13 protein-coding genes are annotated in these 17,984 nt (G+C 36.1%); 8 read left to right on the top strand and 5 right to left on the bottom strand.

What is annotated here, in order from left to right:
• Positions 1 to 73: 73 nt before the first annotated feature.
• On the top strand, positions 74 to 1,426 hold the full coding sequence (locus ACKU4N_RS18555) for a cyclic 2,3-diphosphoglycerate synthase (RefSeq protein ID WP_321318947.1): 1,353 nt from the start codon (positions 74 to 76) through the stop codon (positions 1,424 to 1,426).
• A gap of 212 nt (positions 1,427 to 1,638) precedes the next feature.
• Positions 1,639 to 4,140, top strand: a complete 2,502-nt coding sequence (locus tag ACKU4N_RS18550) for a PAS domain S-box protein (protein WP_321318945.1) — start codon at positions 1,639 to 1,641, stop codon at positions 4,138 to 4,140.
• Here ACKU4N_RS18550 and ACKU4N_RS18545 read toward each other — a convergent pair.
• Positions 4,137 to 5,039 (bottom strand): DMT family transporter, encoded by a 903-nt coding sequence (locus ACKU4N_RS18545; protein WP_321318943.1) that lies wholly within the window; start codon positions 5,037 to 5,039, stop codon positions 4,137 to 4,139. The genes ACKU4N_RS18550 and ACKU4N_RS18545 overlap by 4 nt on opposite strands.
• A gap of 492 nt (positions 5,040 to 5,531) precedes the next feature.
• Between ACKU4N_RS18545 and ACKU4N_RS18540 the strand changes: the two genes are divergently transcribed.
• Together ACKU4N_RS18540 and ACKU4N_RS18535 are read left to right on the top strand one after the other, a co-directional pair.
• A complete protein-coding gene (locus tag ACKU4N_RS18540; RefSeq protein WP_321318941.1) occupies positions 5,532 to 6,248 on the top strand; it encodes a hypothetical protein in 717 nt (238 codons plus the stop codon).
• Between the two features lie 39 nt (positions 6,249 to 6,287).
• A complete protein-coding gene (locus ACKU4N_RS18535; protein WP_321318940.1) occupies positions 6,288 to 6,593 on the top strand; it encodes a hypothetical protein in 306 nt (101 codons plus the stop codon).
• A 31-nt stretch (positions 6,594 to 6,624) separates the two neighbouring features.
• Here the strand turns inward: ACKU4N_RS18535 and ACKU4N_RS18530 are convergent, their stop codons facing one another.
• The 3 genes from ACKU4N_RS18530 to lysS form a co-directional block, all read right to left on the bottom strand.
• Positions 6,625 to 7,965 (bottom strand): glucose-6-phosphate isomerase, encoded by a 1,341-nt coding sequence (locus ACKU4N_RS18530; protein WP_321318938.1) that lies wholly within the window; start codon positions 7,963 to 7,965, stop codon positions 6,625 to 6,627.
• A 226-nt stretch (positions 7,966 to 8,191) separates the two neighbouring features.
• Positions 8,192 to 9,187: an NAD(P)H-dependent glycerol-3-phosphate dehydrogenase gene (locus ACKU4N_RS18525; RefSeq protein ID WP_321318936.1), complete on the bottom strand. Its 996-nt coding sequence runs from the start codon at positions 9,185 to 9,187 to the stop codon at positions 8,192 to 8,194.
• 126 nt (positions 9,188 to 9,313) lie between these two features.
• Positions 9,314 to 11,035 (bottom strand): lysine--tRNA ligase, encoded by a 1,722-nt coding sequence (gene lysS / locus ACKU4N_RS18520; protein ID WP_321318934.1) that lies wholly within the window; start codon positions 11,033 to 11,035, stop codon positions 9,314 to 9,316.
• Positions 11,036 to 11,555: 520 nt separating this feature from the next.
• On the opposite strand from lysS, the gene lipA reads away from it, so the two are divergent.
• The 4 genes from lipA to ACKU4N_RS18500 all read left to right on the top strand — a co-directional run bounded on the left by lipA (position 11,556) and on the right by ACKU4N_RS18500 (position 16,345).
• Complete coding sequence (lipA, locus tag ACKU4N_RS18515) at positions 11,556 to 12,434, top strand: lipoyl synthase (RefSeq protein ID WP_321318932.1); 879 nt, start codon at positions 11,556 to 11,558, stop codon at positions 12,432 to 12,434.
• Positions 12,427 to 13,131 carry a lipoyl(octanoyl) transferase LipB gene (gene lipB, locus ACKU4N_RS18510; RefSeq protein WP_321318930.1) on the top strand — a complete coding sequence of 235 codons (705 nt, stop codon included), beginning with the start codon at positions 12,427 to 12,429 and terminating at the stop codon, positions 13,129 to 13,131. The genes lipA and lipB overlap by 8 nt, the downstream gene beginning before the upstream one ends.
• A 23-nt stretch (positions 13,132 to 13,154) precedes the next feature.
• Positions 13,155 to 14,864, top strand: a complete 1,710-nt coding sequence (recJ, locus tag ACKU4N_RS18505) for a single-stranded-DNA-specific exonuclease RecJ (RefSeq protein ID WP_321318929.1) — start codon at positions 13,155 to 13,157, stop codon at positions 14,862 to 14,864.
• Between the two features lie 248 nt (positions 14,865 to 15,112).
• A complete protein-coding gene (locus tag ACKU4N_RS18500; RefSeq protein ID WP_321318927.1) occupies positions 15,113 to 16,345 on the top strand; it encodes a uracil-xanthine permease family protein in 1,233 nt (410 codons plus the stop codon).
• Between the two features lie 96 nt (positions 16,346 to 16,441).
• Here the strand turns inward: ACKU4N_RS18500 and ACKU4N_RS18495 are convergent, their stop codons facing one another.
• Positions 16,442 to 17,314, bottom strand: coding sequence for a hypothetical protein (locus ACKU4N_RS18495; RefSeq protein ID WP_321318926.1), 873 nt, complete (start codon positions 17,312 to 17,314; stop codon positions 16,442 to 16,444).
• Positions 17,315 to 17,984 lie beyond the last annotated feature (670 nt).

Below are 17,984 nucleotides of genomic sequence, written 5' to 3'. Positions count from 1 at the left end.
AGAAAAACTCCTTTAAAGTTTTAATTTTAAGTGTTCATACCTAATACTAATTTTAACTTAAGAAACAGAAGTTATGGCTAAAAAGAATGTCATTATTATTGGTGCTGCAGGTCGTGATTTTCACAATTTCAACACTTACTTTAGAGACAACTCAGAGTACAATGTAGTTGCATTTACTGCAGCTCAGATTCCTGATATTGATGGGAGAAAATATCCTGCAGAATTGGCCGGATCATTATATCCTGCGGGAATTCCAATTTATGCAGAAGAGGATTTGGTTAAATTGATTAAAGAACATTGTGTAGATGATTGTGTTTTTTCTTATTCGGATGTTCCGTATAAAAAAGTAATGAATGTTAGTGCGATTGTTAATGCTGCCGGTTCTAACTTTAAACTGTTAGGACCTGGTGATACTATGATAAAAAGCCATAAGCCTACTATTGCGGTCGTAGCAACAAGAACTGGTTGTGGTAAATCACAAACATCGAGAAAGGTTATTGAAGAATTAATGGATAAAGGATTAAAGGTGATTGCAATACGTCATCCAATGCCTTATGGGGATTTGGTTGCTCAAAAAGTACAGCGTTTTGCAACTGTAGAAGACTTGAAAAAACACAATTGTACTGTTGAGGAAATGGAGGAATATGAACCACATGTTACTCGTGGGAATATAATTTACGCCGGTGTTGATTATGAGGCGATAGTTCGTGCTGCTGAGGAAGATCCGGATGGATGTGATGTTATTTTATGGGATGGTGGTAATAATGATTTCTCTTTTTACAAACCAGATTTAACAATTACAGTGGCAGATCCTCATCGTCCGGGAGCTGAAATGAATTACTATCCGGGAGAAGTTAATCTCCGGTTGGCTGATGTTGTTGTTATTAATAAAATGGATTCAGCAGTTCCGGAAGGAATTCAAACAGTCCGGGAAAATATTGCATTGGCAAATCCAAACGCAATTGTAATTGATGGTGCTTCACCAATCTCCGTTGATCATCCTGAATTGATTCGCGGTAAACGTGTTTTAATAGTAGAAGATGGACCAACTTTAACTCATGGTGAAATGAAGATTGGTGCAGGTACAATTGCGGCCCGCAAATTTGGCGCCGCCGAAGAAATTGATGCCCGACCCTATCTTGTAGGTAAGTTGAAAGAAACCTACGAAATTTATCCAAATATTGGCAATATTTTACCCGCTATGGGTTACTCAGACCAACAACTTAAAGACTTGGAAACAACTATTAATAGCAGTGATTGCGATTCTGTTATTATTGGAACACCAATAGATTTAAATAGAATTATCAATATTAAAAAACCAACTACCCGGGTTTATTATGATTTAGAAGAAATTGGGTATCCAAAATTATCTCATGTAATAAATCAATTTACTGAGAAGTTTCATCTGAATAAGGAAATGGCTTAAATAGAGAATTGATTTTATTTTTTTTGTAAAAGAGCAGGTTTTGTCTGCTCTTTTTTGTTTCGTATCGATCAACAATATTGAGTTTTATTGTTCTAAAAGATGTAGGAAAATACAACTTTATTTAGGAAATGATGTATACATTGTTTATAAATAAGAGATAAGCACTCTTATGTTGACTATTATTGTAATTGGAAATTACTACTACTTTATTTATGAATAATTCCATGTTTTTAAGTTTGATACAGAATACTGCAATATTGCTTTCGTTTAGTATGTTGTATGATTATTTGTGGGTGAGAAGAACTGGTGTTAAGTCCATATGGGAGCAATTATTGGCAGGAGGAATTGTAGGCGCTATATGTGTTGTTCTTATGCTTTCTTCGTGGGAAATGGCGCTTGGAGTCGTTTTTGATACACGTTCAGTTATCCTTTCTATTTCCGGGTTATTTTTTGGTGCAATTCCTACTATTATTGCAATTCTAATTGCGGGTACTTATCGTTTTATTTTAGGCGGAGAAGGAATGTTTATGGGAATTGCGGTAATAATCAGTTCTGGTTTAATAGGTGTTTTATGGAAACAGATATGGACTAAAATAGGCGTAAAATCTTATTGGTTGAAATATTTACTTTTAGGAGTTGCCGTTCATTTGGCGATGATCAGTTGCTCTGTATTTTTGCCTTCAGAAAAAGTCATGCCAACTCTGCTGCAAATTTTCTGGCCTTTGTTAACGATTTATCCATTTGGAAATATGTTGTTGGGGTTATTCATGAACAGACAGTTGCAAAACAGGGCTAATGAAATCGCATTAAGTAGAACAGAGGAAAAATATTCGCGTTTGTACGAAAGTATGAACGATGCATTTGTTGTTTTGGATATGGATGCAAATGTGATCGAATTTAACACAGCATACCGGGAAATGCTTGGTTACTCCTCTGACGAGTTGCTGCATATGAATTGTCATGATTTAACCCCCTTAAAATGGCTTGAATTTGATCAGAAAATAATGGAAGAAGAGGTTCTCGTATCCGGAAGTTCCAGAGTATATGAAAAGGAGTGTATAAGAAAAGATGGAAGTTTGATTCCTGTTGAACTGCGTATCTATTTGTTGAAGGACGAAACAGGCAAACCCAAGGGATTTTGGGCCATGGTCCGCGATATTTCTTTGCGTAAAAATACCATGGCGTTGGTTGAAAATGAAAGAGCTCATCTAAAAATACTGATAGAAACTGTGCCTGAAATGATTTGGTTAAAGGATCTCAATGGAGTTTATCTGTCTTGTAACCGAAACTTCGAAAAATTTAATGGTTTAAAGAAAGATGCTCTTATTGGCAAATCAGACTATGATTTTTATCCGCGGGAGATCGCTGATTTTTATTTGGAAAAAGATTTGGAGGTTTTAAATAGCAAAAAGAGTGTTCGTTTTACCAATTGGGCCGTTTCTGCCAGCACTGGAAATAGAATTCTAACTGAGACGATTAAAACTCCAATGTATGATGTTGAGGGAAATTTACTGGGAGTTCTTGGTGTTTCAAGAGATATTACAGATATAAAGTTAGCTGAAAGAGAACTATTGAAGGCGAAAGAAAAGGCTGAGGAAAGTGATAAGTTGAAATCAATTTTTCTCGCCAATATGAGTCACGAGATACGTACTCCCATGAATGCAATTATGGGGTTTTCTGAATTGCTTGTTGATTCAGAATTGGATGATGTTGAAAAATCTCAGTACATAAATATCATTCAAAATTCAGGGAATAGACTCCTGCAGCTTATTGATGATATTGTTGATATTTCCAAATTGGAATTGGATCAGGTGGCGGTGCATAAAGTGGAAACCAATTTGCACGAATTATTTGTAAGCAGTATAGAGGTGGTTAAAAGGGGAGTGTTGTTGGAAAGTAAGCCCAATATCGAGTTGGTTTTGAATTTACCTGAAGAGTATGAAAGACTATCTGTTTTCACAGATGCTAATCGGTTTCATCAAATTCTGGATAATTTGCTTAATAATGCAATCAAATTTTCAGAAGTGGGTAAGGTGGAAGTTGGATATAGTTTTAGGGAATATTTGGCACATACAGTAATTGAAGTATATGTGAAAGATGAAGGCTGCGGAATACCTAAAAATAGGCATGATATCATTTTTGAGCGTTTCAGACAAGGAGATGAAGAACATTTTACTGATGGAACAGGATTAGGTTTAAGCATATCAAGAGGACTTATTGAGCTTCTGGGGGGTGAAATTTGGTTTGAATCGGAAGTCGGGAAAGGAAGTACTTTTTATTTTACACTACCATATTCTAAAAACGAAACGATTGGTGTTGAGGATGTGCAAATTGTAACACGCAAGGAGTCACTAAGTAAAAAATCGGTATTAATTGCAGAGGAGGATTACAATTCATTTCTTTACCTGCAAAAATTATTTGAGGATGAAGACGTTACTGTTTCTCATGCTTCAAATGAGAATATCATGATAGACATGTTGAATAAAACAGTGCCGGATTTACTTATTCTGGATATGAACATTCAGAGTAAATCAACAATAGATTGCCTGGCTTTAATAAAAAACAGGAGTCAGGATATAAAAGTGATCGCTCAGACGGCTTATGCTGTAAAAGGGGAGAAAGAACGTTATGTTGATGCAGGATGTCATGGCTATATCACAATGCCAATTACTAAAAATGATTTTTTAACCGAAGTAAAAAGAGTTCTGAATTAATACGATTTTGTTCGGATGTCTCCAATGGTGATGAGTACGATCCCTAAAATGATACAAATGCCACCCAGTAACTGATTGTTATCAGGCAAAATATTCATAAAAATAAAAGCTCCTAAAACAATAAAGAAACTTCTTGATGTACAAATTAAGGTGGTTATTGACGCGTCGACAAATTTTAAGGAGGCAAAGGTAAGGGTTACACCTAAAAATGGTCCAAAAATGGATCCGATACTGATGTAAAGCAGGGAGTCGGCCGTGTAGTGTGGTACTTCAAAAATAAAGAGATTATACAATCCAAATCCCAGAAATAAAAACAGCGAGCGGCATACCGTAATCATCGTAGAGGGAATTGTGTTAATTTCCGATCGGGCAAGCACCAGACTTATTCCATAGAATAGTGCAAAAATAAGCGCGGCAAGGCTTGCTGGCGTAACAAAACTCCCCAAATCAGAAACAGTGTTGTTGTAATTAATTAGAACAACGCCACCAAGAGTAACAGCAATACCGATTACAGCCAGTAAATTATATCTAATTTTCAAAAAAATAAATCCGATGAAAATTACAAATATGGGACTGGTATTTGCAAGAAATGAAACTACTGCGGGATTTTCGGTCAGTTTTATCGAGAGAAAGAAAGCACACATTGATATGACTTCGGAGCATCCGATTAGGAATAAAATGAATTTCGATTTTGTAGGTAAGGAGCTTAGTTTTTTTCTGTCTGTAAAAAAATAGTAGTACAGGTAATTGTATAGCAGGGCAAAGGCAAACCACAGCACCCCAAACGAGGACAGGTTAACATCTTTCATCGCCAGTTTGCTAAAAATATATATGTTTGAAAAACTGATAGTGGCCAATAAAGCCAATCCACTTCCCTTAAATTTACTACTTAGCACCATTGTCTTAAAATATTTTATCCGTATACAAATGTATCGAATTTCGGCAATCCGGAACAGGTCATAAATCATATATTATTTCACTCTGATTACTAAGATGAATGCATGTTTGGTATGTAGTGACCGGGCTTTTCATTATTTGTAAAAGAAAGTGCCGGTATTCTGAAACAGAACAAATTAATTTAGGACAGAGATCCAATAATTGAAGATCTGGTTTAGCAAATGCTGCAAATTGAAGGAAAGAAGTATTCGATATGAATAAGATTCTAATGAATAAGAAAAGAATAATATGAAATTTGAACCAGATATTATAAATTATGAATAAAATTGCAAGAATTCTGTTATTAATATTAGTAAATTGTAAGGATAAATTATTAGATATGAGAGAGAAAGTTGTTCCGGGGAAAGCAAATAACAGAGATGGCAATTAAAAAAATAAACAAAAGAACTGTGAATGTTTAAATAGGAAATAAAATCAATACCAACATGGGGAAAATGTATAATAAGTTTCGTTTGGAAGAGCTTCCGGTTGTGGCAGATCTTCTTCTGCAATTGATGAATCGTGACCGGCAATATTTTGCTTCTTTCTCTTCGGAGTTTAACGATGCTTACAGGGCTAATGTGCAGACTCAGATTTTGAGAACGCAGAATCTTACTCCTGCACAAACAATAAGCGCCGAAAAATCGAAACTAACCAGTGTACGTTATCAGGTTATGGGGGAGATCATGTATATTCTGGATCGGATTGATGCCTACGTTCGGCGTGCATCGGGACAGTTAAATGTACATGCCGGTGATTTTGGAATAAGGGAAGCAAAACAAGACTTAAAAAGGAAAAATGTAGAGGGGAGTTTAATGAGAATAAAAGAGGTGGAACAAAATATCTTGGTCAATTTGCCGGCTCTTCAAATAAAAGGATACAAAATAGAATTGGGGGAGGAACTTCAGGAATTAACGAAAAAAATGGCTGAAATGAATTTGCTGAAAACAGAAATGCTAAGCCGGAGAAAACAATTGGTAATTCAGAATCATACCCAATATCAGATGTTATGGAATTATATTCTGGAAATTGCCGATATCGGAAAATTGGTGATGCGCCTGGATCAGGACAAAGCCGGCGAATATAAGTTCTGCAACTTGTTAAAGCACATCAGAAAACCGGAAGCAGTATTGGGGGATTCTTCAAAACAAGAGCATGTTGAAAATGACTAAAAGTAAAAGAATTCAGATATTCTTAATATATTCGTGCATATGGAAATTCATTTGCTATTAGCTGCTCTTTCAACATTTGGCTTAAATATTCCTTTTGGTTTCATCAGGCAAGGGTATAAAAAATTCTCAATCATGTGGTTTGTATGCATTCATGCACCCATTCCATTTGTAATCCTGTTCCGGCATTTGTTCGGTTTGGGCTTTCAGCTGTACACCTATCCAATTATGGTGAGTGCCTTCTTTTTAGGACAGTTTACCGGGAAAAAAATACGAATTCGATTCAGTGCGAAAAAACGGCCGGAAAAAGAGCTTCTGCTAAAAGGCATAAAAAAAGACCAGCTTTAAAGCTGATCTTTTACTTGGTATTGTATTGAAATTACAACTTCTCTTTTATTTTTTTTGTTTCTTCTTCGAAACCGGGTTTTTCAAGCAAAGCAAACATGTTGCTTTTGTATGCTTCAACACCTGGCTGGTCAAATGGGTTTACATCTAAAATGTAACCGCTAACACCGCAGGCAATTTCAAAGAAATAAAGCAATTCACCCAAATAGAATTCATTCAGCTGAGGCATTTCAATTCTTAGATTTGGAACACCACCATCAACATGAGCCAATTGGGTTCCTAATTCGGCCATTTTATTTACCGCATCAATGCGTCTTCCAGCCAAAAAGTTCAAACCGTCAAGATTGTCTTTGTCTTCAGGAATAATTACGGTATGGTTGGGTTTCGCAATTGAAATTACAGTTTCGAAAATGTTACGTTGTCCTTCCTGAATGTATTGTCCCATTGAATGTAAATCACTCGTGAAATCAACACTGGCCGGGAAAATACCTTTGTTTTCTTTTCCTTCGCTTTCACCGTAAAGCTGCTTCCACCATTCGGCAACATTGTGCAATTTAGGATTGTAATTGGCTAAAATTTCAATTCCCTTGCCTTTTGCATAAAGAGCATTTCTGGCCGCAGCGTATAGTAATGCAGGATTTTCTTCGAAAACAGTTGTTGTTGAATATTCCTGCATCGATTTAGCCCCTTTTACCAATTCTTTGATGTCGTGACCAGCAACCGCAATAGGAAGCAGTCCTACAGGAGTTAAAACTGAGAATCTACCACCAACATCATCAGGAATTACAAATGTTTTGTAGCCTTCCTGAACTGCAAGGGTTCTAAGAGCCCCTTTTGATGCATCTGTAATAGCAATAATTCTTTCACGAGCTTCTTCTTTGCCTACATTTTCTTCCAATAGTTCTTTTAACAGACGAAAGGCAATAGCAGGTTCGGTAGTTGTTCCCGATTTAGAGATTACACAAATACCAAATTCAAGGTCTTTTAAAATATCCATTAACTCGAACAGATAATCCTCGCTGATGTTTTGTCCGGCATACAATACAAGTGGGTTTTCATTATCGATATTCAGTTGATCGAAACTATGAGCCAAAGCGTCGTTAACAGCTTTTGCACCCAGATACGATCCTCCGATACCAATAACCACAAGTACTTCTACTTTATCTTTCAAAGACAAAGCGGTTGCTTCGATATCATTTAGCTCTTCTTCAGTAATATGAGAAGGTAAATCTACCCAACCAACAAAATCATTTCCCTTACCGGTTCCTTCCCGAAGAGCAGTTAAATGTTTTTGACTCTCTTCTTTAAATTTGAAAATCTCATCCTTACTTAGGAAGTTTAAAGATTTTTCAAAGCTCAACTTGATGTGTTCCATTATTTTCAAATTAAGTTGTAAAATCCAGATCTGTCAGAACCGATACCCCCTCAGAGCGAAAGACAGAAATGGGTTTAATGTGTATAATTAATTAAATGTATTTCAAACAAATATAATTGATGAATGCTTTTTCGATCTCTTTTATTCTGCATTCATGCAATATGTATTTTTCCTTTTGTAAAATGAAAAGTTCATTAAAAGACAAATTTACAATACAAATATATTTTTAACGTAAATCTTCTGTTAATAATTTGATTTCCATAGCTGGAGATATTTTTTCGTACAAAATATTATATACAGCCATGGTGATTGGCATGTGAACCTTGTATTTATCATTAATTTCCTTGATGCAACTAACGGCATAATATCCTTCGGCAATCATGTGCATCTCCAGCTGAGCAAATTTCACAGAATATCCTTTCCCAATCATGGTTCCAAAAGTTCTGTTTCTACTAAACTGAGAATAACAGGTAACCAATAAATCGCCTAAATAAGCTGAGCTTTTAATATCTCTTGTGATGGGATGAACCGTATCTACAAAACGTTTAATTTCTTGAATTGCGTTTGAGATCAACACGGCTTGAAAATTATCACCGTAACGAAGTCCGTGGCAAATACCGGAAGCAATGGCAATAACATTTTTTAGAACAGCAGAATATTCAGTTCCGTAAATATCATCCGAAATGGTTGTTTTGATATAGGCACATTCCATTTTTAAAGCCAAAATTCTTGCTTTCTTAGTATTCTGAGAGGCAATAGTTAAGTATGATAATCGTTCCAATGCAACTTCTTCCGCATGGCATGGTCCTGAAATCACTCCGATGTTATCAATTGGCACATTGTATTTTTCATTAAAGAATTCACCAATAATCATGTTTTCATCGGGAACAATACCTTTAATTGCTGATACAACAAATTTATCTTCAAGGCTTACCGTAAGATTTTTAAGTGCGTTTTTTAAGAATGCGGATGGTATTGCAAAAATAATAATGTCTGAATTTGTTACGATTTCATCAATATTATGAGAAAAATTGATTTTGTCGATGTCAAATTCGGCACTGGTAATGTAGCGTGGGTTATGACCTAATTCTTTGAACTGGGCAATTGTATCAGGATTACGCATGTACCAGTTGATCTCAGATATATTTTCCATAAGGATTTTTGCAATAGCTGTAGCCCAGCTACCACCTCCAATTATGGCAATTTTTGACGATTTGTTCATGAATTTATTGATAAGTCTGGGGTTGTTAGAGAATTATTTCTGTAACTGTCAGATCTCTAATTTACTAAATATCGGAAGAAGGGAGAAATTCCCGACCTCCGATATGAAAATATTTTTAGGAGAGGATTAAGACAACCACTCTGCTACTTCTTCCTGGCTTGGGTTTTTTAATCCCATTTTGAGTTTTTTATTCCACCCACAAATATCCTGGTGAAGTTTTGTTGATTTTTCTTCCTTTAAAGCTCTTACAGTTTGGAATCCTGCTTTTCGAATTACCGGCATCCATTCAGGAGCAATTCCCAAAGCAACAAATTTATCATCACTGTCAACAGCAACTTTCTTTTCAGGTCTCATTTGAGGAAAGAACAATACATCCTGAATAGATTGTGAGTTGGTCATCAACATGGTTAATCGATCAATACCAATTCCCATTCCTGATGTAGGAGGCATGCCATATTCAAGAGCACGAACAAAGTCCATATCAATAAACATGGCTTCATCATCACCTTTTTCACTTAATTTATTCTGATCCTGAAAACGCTCCAACTGATCAATAGGATCATTTAATTCAGAATAGGCATTGCAAAGCTCCTTTCCATTCACCATTAGCTCGAAACGCTCGGTTAATTCCGGATTGTTTCTGTGCTTTTTGCAAAGAGGAGACATTTCAACAGGATAATCGGTAATGAAAGTTGGCTGAATGTAATTTCCTTCACATTTTTCACCAAAAATTTCATCGATTAATTTTCCTTTCCCCATGGTTTCATCTGCTTCGATATTCAGTTTTTTACAAACCTCACGAAGTTGTACTTCATCCATTCCATTGATATCAATTCCTGTAAACTCAAGAATAGAATCAAGCATCGAGATACGCTTGAAAGGACGCTTGAAATCAATCTCCTTATCGCCAACCATCAATTTGGTTTTTCCGTGAAGATCCATTGCAACTTTCTCGATCATTTCTTCAGTAAAGTCCATCATCCAGTTGTAATCTTTATAAGCAACATAGATTTCCATTACTGTAAATTCCGGATTGTGAGTACGGTCCATTCCCTCGTTACGAAAATCTTTCGCAAACTCATAAACGCCATCAAATCCACCAACTATTAATCTTTTCAAATATAGTTCGTTGGCAATGCGCATATACAAAGGAATATCCAATGCATTGTGATGTGTTTCAAACGGACGGGCAGAAGCACCACCTGGAATAGCCTGTAAGATTGGAGTTTCCACTTCTAAGTAATCTTTGCTGTTGAAAAGTTCCCTCATCGAGTTGATAATTTTTGTTCTTTTCAAGAAAACATCCTTAACTGCCGGATTTACTACCAAATCAACATAACGCTGACGGTAACGCATTTCAGGATCGCTGAAAGCGTCATATATTTTTCCATCTTTTTCCTTCACAATAGGAAGCGGACGAATAGATTTTGAAAGAATTGTCATTTCAGTTGCATGAACCGAAGTTTCGCCTACCTGAGTAACAAATACGTAACCTTTAATTCCAATAAAATCACCAATATCAGTCAGCTTTTTAAATACAGTGTTGTATAGAGTTTTATCCTCGCCAGGGCAAATATCATCTCTTGTAATGTAAACCTGTATTCTTCCCTTCGAATCCTGAAGTTCAAGAAAGGAAGCTTTACCCATAATTCTTCGACTCATGATTCTACCTGCGATACAAACCTCCTGCAGGTTTTTCTTTTCAGGATCGAAATCTTTCAGAATATCTGAAGAAAAGCTGTTTACATGATATTGTGCTGCAGGAAATGGGTTGATACCCATAGACTGCAATTCTTTAAGGGAATTCCTTCTAATGATTTCTTGTTCACTAAGTTCTAACGCATTCATCTTAATCTCAATAAAGTTTATTCGGGTGCAAAGATAATATAATCTGTCCAAATAATTAATTTCAATAGCTTTACTTATCCGATTTAATGCCAATTGCGCTGATAAAAAGATGAGAATTGATTGTGTCTGCCAGATTAGGGAGTTTGCAAAAGATTTTTAAACGGAGCTTATTTTCTATTCTTAGTGAATTATACCATTTCTTAATCGAAAAATGTGTCGTTTCAAATGTTATTGCAAAGCCAAATATAATTGGTAATATTGCATAAAATTAATAGTATTTAGATTGAATAAGGATAACAAAACATTCACGAAAGAGGCAAAAATATAAGGTATTTCATGAAAAGTTAAAATGTTTCGAATACCTTTGCATGAATTTATTTTTATTTGCAAATCAAATTTTATTGCAGTGTTTGTTGTTGAATATCAATTGATTCCTGATGGTGTTTTGATCGGTTGTGAATCATTGATAAAAAAATCCTAAAGAGTTTTGAATCATCAGGAAAAATTAAGCAGTAGTTAAATGAAGACAAGAAGAAAACCAGATTGGTTGAAAATACAGTTGCCAAAGGGTGACGATTATGCATATGTGAATGGAATAGTAAAGGAGAACGGATTACATACTATTTGCTCGAGCGGAAAATGTCCGAATGTTGGAGAATGTTGGGGAAATGGGACGGCTACCTTTATGATTTTAGGGAATATTTGTACACGTGCCTGCAAATTTTGTAATGTTCCAACAGGTAAGCCACTTGAGGCTGATTGGAAAGAACCCAAAAGATTAGCTCGTTCAATTAAGTTGATGAGTCTTAAGCATGCGGTGATTACTTCTGTAGATCGTGATGATTTGGAAGATGGTGGATCAGGAATTTGGGCTGAAACCATCAAATGCATCAAAGAAACAACACCTGAAACTACACTTGAGGTTTTAATTCCCGATTTTAATGGAAAAGAGGAGGACATTCAAAGAGTGATTGATATGAATCCGGAGGTGATTTCTCATAATTTGGAAACCGTTCGAAGATTAACCCGTGAAGTTCGAAGCAAAGCCAAATACGATCTTAGTTTGAAGGTGTTAAAGCAAATTTCTGATGCAGGTATTGTTGCAAAATCAGGAATAATGCTGGGGTTAGGCGAGAAAGAAGAAGAGATTTACCAGGTGATGGATGACTTGCTTGAGGTAGGAGTTCGAGTTATGACTATTGGTCAGTATTTGCAGCCAACAAAAAATCATTTGGAAGTTCAGGAGTACATTACTCCGGAGGTATTCAAAAAATATGAGATTGTTGGTCTGGAAAAAGGTTTTGCATTTGTTGAAAGTACACCTCTTGTGCGTTCTTCTTATCATGCAGAACGTCATGTTAATGCGTTAAACTTAAAACAGAGTTTGAAAGATGACTAAGACTGTATTTCGCGATCTTGGATCGATTGATTATAAAGAAGCATGGGATTATCAGGAAAATTTGTTTAATGAAGTTCTGACATCCAAGCTGGCTAATGCCGATCTTCCAGCTGATCAGAAAAAATTATCAAATAATTATTTGTTGTTTTGCGAACATCCACACGTTTATACGCTTGGAAAAAGCGGGAAAGAACAAAATATGCTTCTTGATTTATTGCAGCTTCAGGCAAAAGAGGCAACTTTTCATAAAATTAACCGCGGGGGAGATATTACCTATCACGGGCCGGGACAGATTGTTGGTTATCCGATTTTAAATTTGGAAACCTACGACATGGGAATCAAATTGTACATCGAAACTCTGGAGCAAGCTGTTATTAACTGTATTGCCGATTACGGAATTCTTGGAACGCGGTTAGAAGGCGCGACAGGAGTTTGGCTGGATGTTGGAAAACCTACTGTTCGTAAGATTTGTGCTATTGGTGTACGAATTAGCAGATGGGTAAGTATGCATGGTTTTGCTTTTAATGTAAATACCGATCTTAAATATTTTGAGTACATCAATCCGTGTGGATTTGTTGATAAAGGAGTAACATCCTTAAAAAAAGAATTGGGCAAAGAGCTTGATATTGAAGAAGTAAAACATAATTTGAAGAAGCATATCAGTAAACTGTTTGCTATGACGCTTGAAATTGACTAATTTAGCTAGCCAAATTCTAGAGTATGGAAAAGAGATGGGTAATCAATGAGCCGGGAAATGAAGAAACGGTAACATCACTAATGGAATCACTTGGTGTTGATCGTTTAGTCGCTGACTTGCTGGTGCAACGTGGGATTACTACATTCGATATGGCAAAGAAATTTTTTCGTCCCAGCCTTGATGATCTGCACGATCCTTTCCTAATGAAAGATATGGATAAAGCTGTTGAAAGAATCGAGACAGCGATTCTGAAACAAGAAAGAGTTATGGTATATGGCGATTATGACGTTGATGGAACTACATCTGTTTCTCTTGTTTATACCTATCTTAAAAAACACTTCGATTTTATAGATTATTACATTCCTGATCGTTACTCGGAAGGTTACGGCGTTTCGACAGCAGGGATTGATTATGCGGCGGATAATAATTTCAGTTTAATAATTGCACTGGACTGTGGAATAAAGGCTGTTGGTAAAATTGCATACGCGAAAGAAAAAGGCATTGATTTTATCGTTTGTGATCATCATACTCCAGGTGATATTTTGCCTGAGGCGATTGCAGTTCTCGATCCTAAAAGATTGGACTGCGATTATCCTTGTGATGCTTTATCTGGTTGCGGAGTTGGCTTTAAGTTAATGCAGGGATTGGCTCAAAAAATGGCATGGCCGTTTGAGGAGTTAATGCCATTACTGGATTTATTGGCTGTTAGTATCGCTTCGGATATTGTCCCAATTACCGGCGAGAACAGAGTGCTGACCTATTTTGGATTAATACAACTGAATAATTCTCCTAGATTAGGTTTGAAAACAATATTGAATTTAGCCGGAGTTGACAAAGATTTGACAGTAAACGATATTGTTTTTAAAGTCGGCCCAAGAATTAATGCTGCCGGAAGAATTCAATCGGGCAACCGGGCAGTTCAATTGCTGATTGCCGATACTGAGGAGTCGGCCATATTAATAGGAGATACAATTGATGTGATGAACGAAGATCGCAAAGAATTGGATCATAGTATTACGGATGAAGCGTTAGAAAGAGTTGCAAAAAGCAGCGCGTTGCTTGCTAAAAAAAGCACTGTTCTTTTTGATCGTAACTGGCACAAAGGAGTGATTGGTATTGTTGCTTCTCGAATGATTGAGAATTATTATAAACCAACAGTAATTCTTACAGAGTCAAATGGTTTTGCAACCGGCAGTGCTCGTTCGGTTGATGGTTTTGATTTGTACAATGCAATTTCGGAATGTAGTGATTTACTGGAAAACTTTGGTGGTCACAAGTATGCGGCAGGTTTAACTATGAAAATCGAGAATGTTGGAGAGTTCCAAAAACGTTTCGAAGATTATGTGGTAAATAACATTTCAGAAGATATGTTGGTTCCTCAGGTTAAGATTGATGCAAATATAAAATTATCTGATATTACCCCTAAATTTTTCCGGATTATTAAGCAGTTTGAGCCTTTCGGGCCAAAAAACATGACCCCGGTTTTTGTGAGCGAACAAGTTCTTGATTACGGTTACAGTCGTCCGGTAGGAAGAAATAAGGAACATCTTAAACTTTCGGTTGTTGATGATATCCGCGAAGGAGATGTAAAAGCAGGCATTGCCTTTTCAATGGGCAATTTGTATCCTAAAATTTCGAGTGGTGTTCCATTTGATGTCTGTTATTCACTTCAGGAGAATGAGTACATGGGAAAAGTTGAAACTCAATTAATGGTTCGTGATATCAAGTTCTAAATAATTTCAGATTTCCTTTGAAATTAGATTTATCGGGAATAAGCCGAAGTCTGTTCGTGGTCAGTGATTAATTTCCTTTTTTTTGAATGTAAATTTAAGATAGCTTGAGTGTTTGAGGCACTTGATTTTATTGTGTATTGTGCTTGACCATAATAAAGTGAGCTTCTTTAAAAAGAACTATTCGAATTTGTTCTTCGAGGCATCCTTGCTATATTTGCGCCAATTTGTAAAAAATATAAACCTATTTTATGATCCTATCTCAAGAAACCAGCGCGCCGAACTTTGATAGTCCCGCGAAAAGAATTATTATCGGGATTCAGTTCTTATTTGTTGCCTTTGGAGCAACAGTCCTCGTCCCTTTGTTAGTCGGTATTGACCCATCAGTTGCATTATTTACAGCAGGAATCGGAACCTTGATTTTTCATTTAATCACAAAAGGTAAGGTTCCTGTTTTTTTAGGCAGTAGTTTTGCATTTATTGCCCCAATTGTAGCCGCCACAGAATTATACGGCCTGCCGGGAGCTCTTTCGGGACTGGTTGCTGTTGGTTTGGTATATGGAGTTGTCTCTGCTATAATTAAAGTATGGGGATTACGTATTATCGAGAAAATTTTCCCTTCTATTGTTGTTGGTCCTGTGATTATGATCATTGGTCTTTCGCTAGCCCCGGTAGCTGTAAATATGGCGAAAACAAATTGGATCATTTCCTCTGCAGCTTTATTAACGGCAGTTGTTATCGTTGTTTATAGTAAAGGAATGATTAAGTTGATTCCTATTTTTGTGGGAATTATTGTAGGTTATATCCTTTCAGTAGTATTAGGAAAAGTTGATTTTACGCCAATTAATGATGCGGCATGGTTGGCCTTGCCGGATTTTGTTCGTCCGGAATTAAACTGGGGTGCTGTATTGTATATGCTTCCTGTTGCTTTTGCCCCAATTATAGAACACGTAGGAGATATGTATGCCATTGGAGGAGTGGCTGACAAGAAATTTGTTAAAGATCCTGGTCTGCACAGAACACTTCTTGGAGACGGTATCGCAACAGCTTTCGCTGGATTTTTTGGAGGACCACCAAATACAACTTATTCTGAGGTAACCGGAGCAATAGCATTAACTAAAGTTACAGATCCGCGAGTATTGAGAATTGCTGCAATTACGGCAGTAGTATTTTCCCTTATCGGAAAAGTAAGTGCATTTCTTAAAACAATTCCACAAGCCGTTTTGGGTGGAATTATGCTGCTGTTGTTCGGTATGATTGCCAGTATTGGAATCAAAACATTAATTGATGCCAAGACAGATTTCTCAAAAACCAGAAATCAGGTGATTATTTCTATTGTGCTAACCGTAGGAATTGGTGGAGCACAAATTTCATATGGAACCTTCTCTTTGGCAGGAATTGGTCTTGCTTCTTTGGTGGGAGTTATCTTGAATTTGATTTTACCAGATACTTCAAAGCCGATTAAAGGAAGCAAGGAAAAATAAAGAAGAATCTCTTGCATGTAGATATAAATGAAAAGCCTCAATTTGGGGCTTTTCTTGTCTAATACTAACTAAATTACCATTTATGCATCAAGAAATTTATTGGGTTATTTTTCTAAAAGAATATCTGCCAAATTCAAAATTATTTGTCTTGCCATTTCGGATGTAGTATCCCTTATTATCGCACATCCTATCTCCAAAACTATAAAATACCGATTCATTTTCTACTTGAAATTCAGTTTCGCCGGATAAAATGAATTCGCACGAGCGACTTATTAACAATGGTGTTGATATCTTTGAATGATATTCTCTGTTTTCAGAATTGATTCCATGGCATTCACCGGAAACCAGAAATTGATCATCCCATGGGTTTTCCGGGGTGCTGTATCCGTCAATCCATTCTTTGGTTTTTGTACCTGAAATACTGTATTGTAATCCGTTTGAAGAGGTGAAAACAATATTGTCGTACGAAATAGTAAAGCTTAGCTGATCAAATTCGTTGAATCCATTCGATGTAATTTCAATACGATTTTCTATGTTTAGATCATTAATACAAAATTCTTCAAAATGAATAGATTGAAGAGTTTGATTCGTCATGTATCTCCCTGAAATTTCATTGTGTATTTGTCCACGCTTTAATCTTCCCAGATGATCGGTATGATTACTTGATCCATAGTTGATACTTATTGTTTTTGTGGATGTTTGAAGTTCATCGTCACCGCTTACTTTAATAACTGGAATTGAATCTCTTTTGGTGTTGTCTTTTGTCTTTGTACCAGAGTCAGTTGCAATCACATTTTTTTCCACCTCGCAAAGAAGGTCTTCTAAAATGCAGTTCACCATTGCATTTTCTTCAATATTCACAGAATTGGTAATTTGAATCTCCATATTCATATCTTCTTCCGATGTGGAACAGGAAATTATTCCTGATATAATAAGAAATGCCCAACCTAAGAATATTTTAGTCCTCATATCTTCAGCTTAATTTGGATGTAACATGTTGTTTTTTACGAGGAAAGAATAAAGTTGTTTTGACTAACAGTACTATTGTTTGCTTGAATGATAAAATTTATGGTGTAAGCAGATGATGTTTGTTGTGCCCGTGTGATGAATTCACTTTGAGGTAGAGTTTGTTGAATTAGACATTTAGACTGATTGAATTGTAAATTTTTTACATGGTTTTGAGAATTGATTGAGCTCTTTGATGGGTTTGAGAATATGCACAAAAATCCTCTGTTCCAATATCGGGAATCTCAAAATGAGAGTAAACAAGAAATATTGAGAGTTTGAGTTTTGGTAAATGTGTATGCACGTTGTGCAAAGTCCTTTTTGGCCTTAAAAAATCAACTTGATTGATGAGCAAAGCCGTTTTTCAAGATGACTTTTAACATTGCTTGTTATGCAAGACGATTTTTCAATTAAAAAATCGCCTCTACTGATAGTGCGGTTAATTTACCAACTGAAAATTCGAATGAACTGTTGTGCAAAGTCATTTTTCAAGGTCGATTTTGCTCTGATCGGTCATTCAAGGTGATTTTTCAACTAAAAAATCATTTCGATTGGTAGTGAAGGATCTTTTTCAAAGTAAACGGCTGGCTAATACCTTTAACGACCATAATTTAGAGGGGGGTAGGTGTTTGTT

Origin of the sequence: Labilibaculum sp. (assembly GCF_963664555.1) — a bacterium.
In the GTDB taxonomy this organism is placed as follows: domain Bacteria; phylum Bacteroidota; class Bacteroidia; order Bacteroidales; family Marinifilaceae; genus Labilibaculum.
This window is presented reverse-complemented; position numbering and strand designations above follow the sequence as displayed.

What these genes read in the sequence shown, in the direction of transcription:
- ACKU4N_RS18555 (WP_321318947.1), top strand. Translation starts at nt 74, where the DNA reads ATGGCTAAAAAGAATGTCATTATTATTGGTGCTGCAGGTCGTGATTTT.
- ACKU4N_RS18550 (WP_321318945.1), top strand. Translation starts at nt 1,639, where the DNA reads ATGAATAATTCCATGTTTTTAAGTTTGATACAGAATACTGCAATATTG.
- ACKU4N_RS18545 (WP_321318943.1), bottom strand. Translation starts at nt 5,039, where the DNA reads ATGGTGCTAAGTAGTAAATTTAAGGGAAGTGGATTGGCTTTATTGGCC.
- ACKU4N_RS18540 (WP_321318941.1), top strand. Translation starts at nt 5,532, where the DNA reads ATGTATAATAAGTTTCGTTTGGAAGAGCTTCCGGTTGTGGCAGATCTT.
- ACKU4N_RS18535 (WP_321318940.1), top strand. Translation starts at nt 6,288, where the DNA reads ATGGAAATTCATTTGCTATTAGCTGCTCTTTCAACATTTGGCTTAAAT.
- ACKU4N_RS18530 (WP_321318938.1), bottom strand. Translation starts at nt 7,965, where the DNA reads ATGGAACACATCAAGTTGAGCTTTGAAAAATCTTTAAACTTCCTAAGT.
- ACKU4N_RS18525 (WP_321318936.1), bottom strand. Translation starts at nt 9,187, where the DNA reads ATGAACAAATCGTCAAAAATTGCCATAATTGGAGGTGGTAGCTGGGCT.
- lysS (WP_321318934.1), bottom strand. Translation starts at nt 11,035, where the DNA reads ATGAATGCGTTAGAACTTAGTGAACAAGAAATCATTAGAAGGAATTCC.
- lipA (WP_321318932.1), top strand. Translation starts at nt 11,556, where the DNA reads ATGAAGACAAGAAGAAAACCAGATTGGTTGAAAATACAGTTGCCAAAG.
- lipB (WP_321318930.1), top strand. Translation starts at nt 12,427, where the DNA reads ATGACTAAGACTGTATTTCGCGATCTTGGATCGATTGATTATAAAGAA.
- recJ (WP_321318929.1), top strand. Translation starts at nt 13,155, where the DNA reads ATGGAAAAGAGATGGGTAATCAATGAGCCGGGAAATGAAGAAACGGTA.
- ACKU4N_RS18500 (WP_321318927.1), top strand. Translation starts at nt 15,113, where the DNA reads ATGATCCTATCTCAAGAAACCAGCGCGCCGAACTTTGATAGTCCCGCG.
- ACKU4N_RS18495 (WP_321318926.1), bottom strand. Translation starts at nt 17,314, where the DNA reads ATGAGGACTAAAATATTCTTAGGTTGGGCATTTCTTATTATATCAGGA.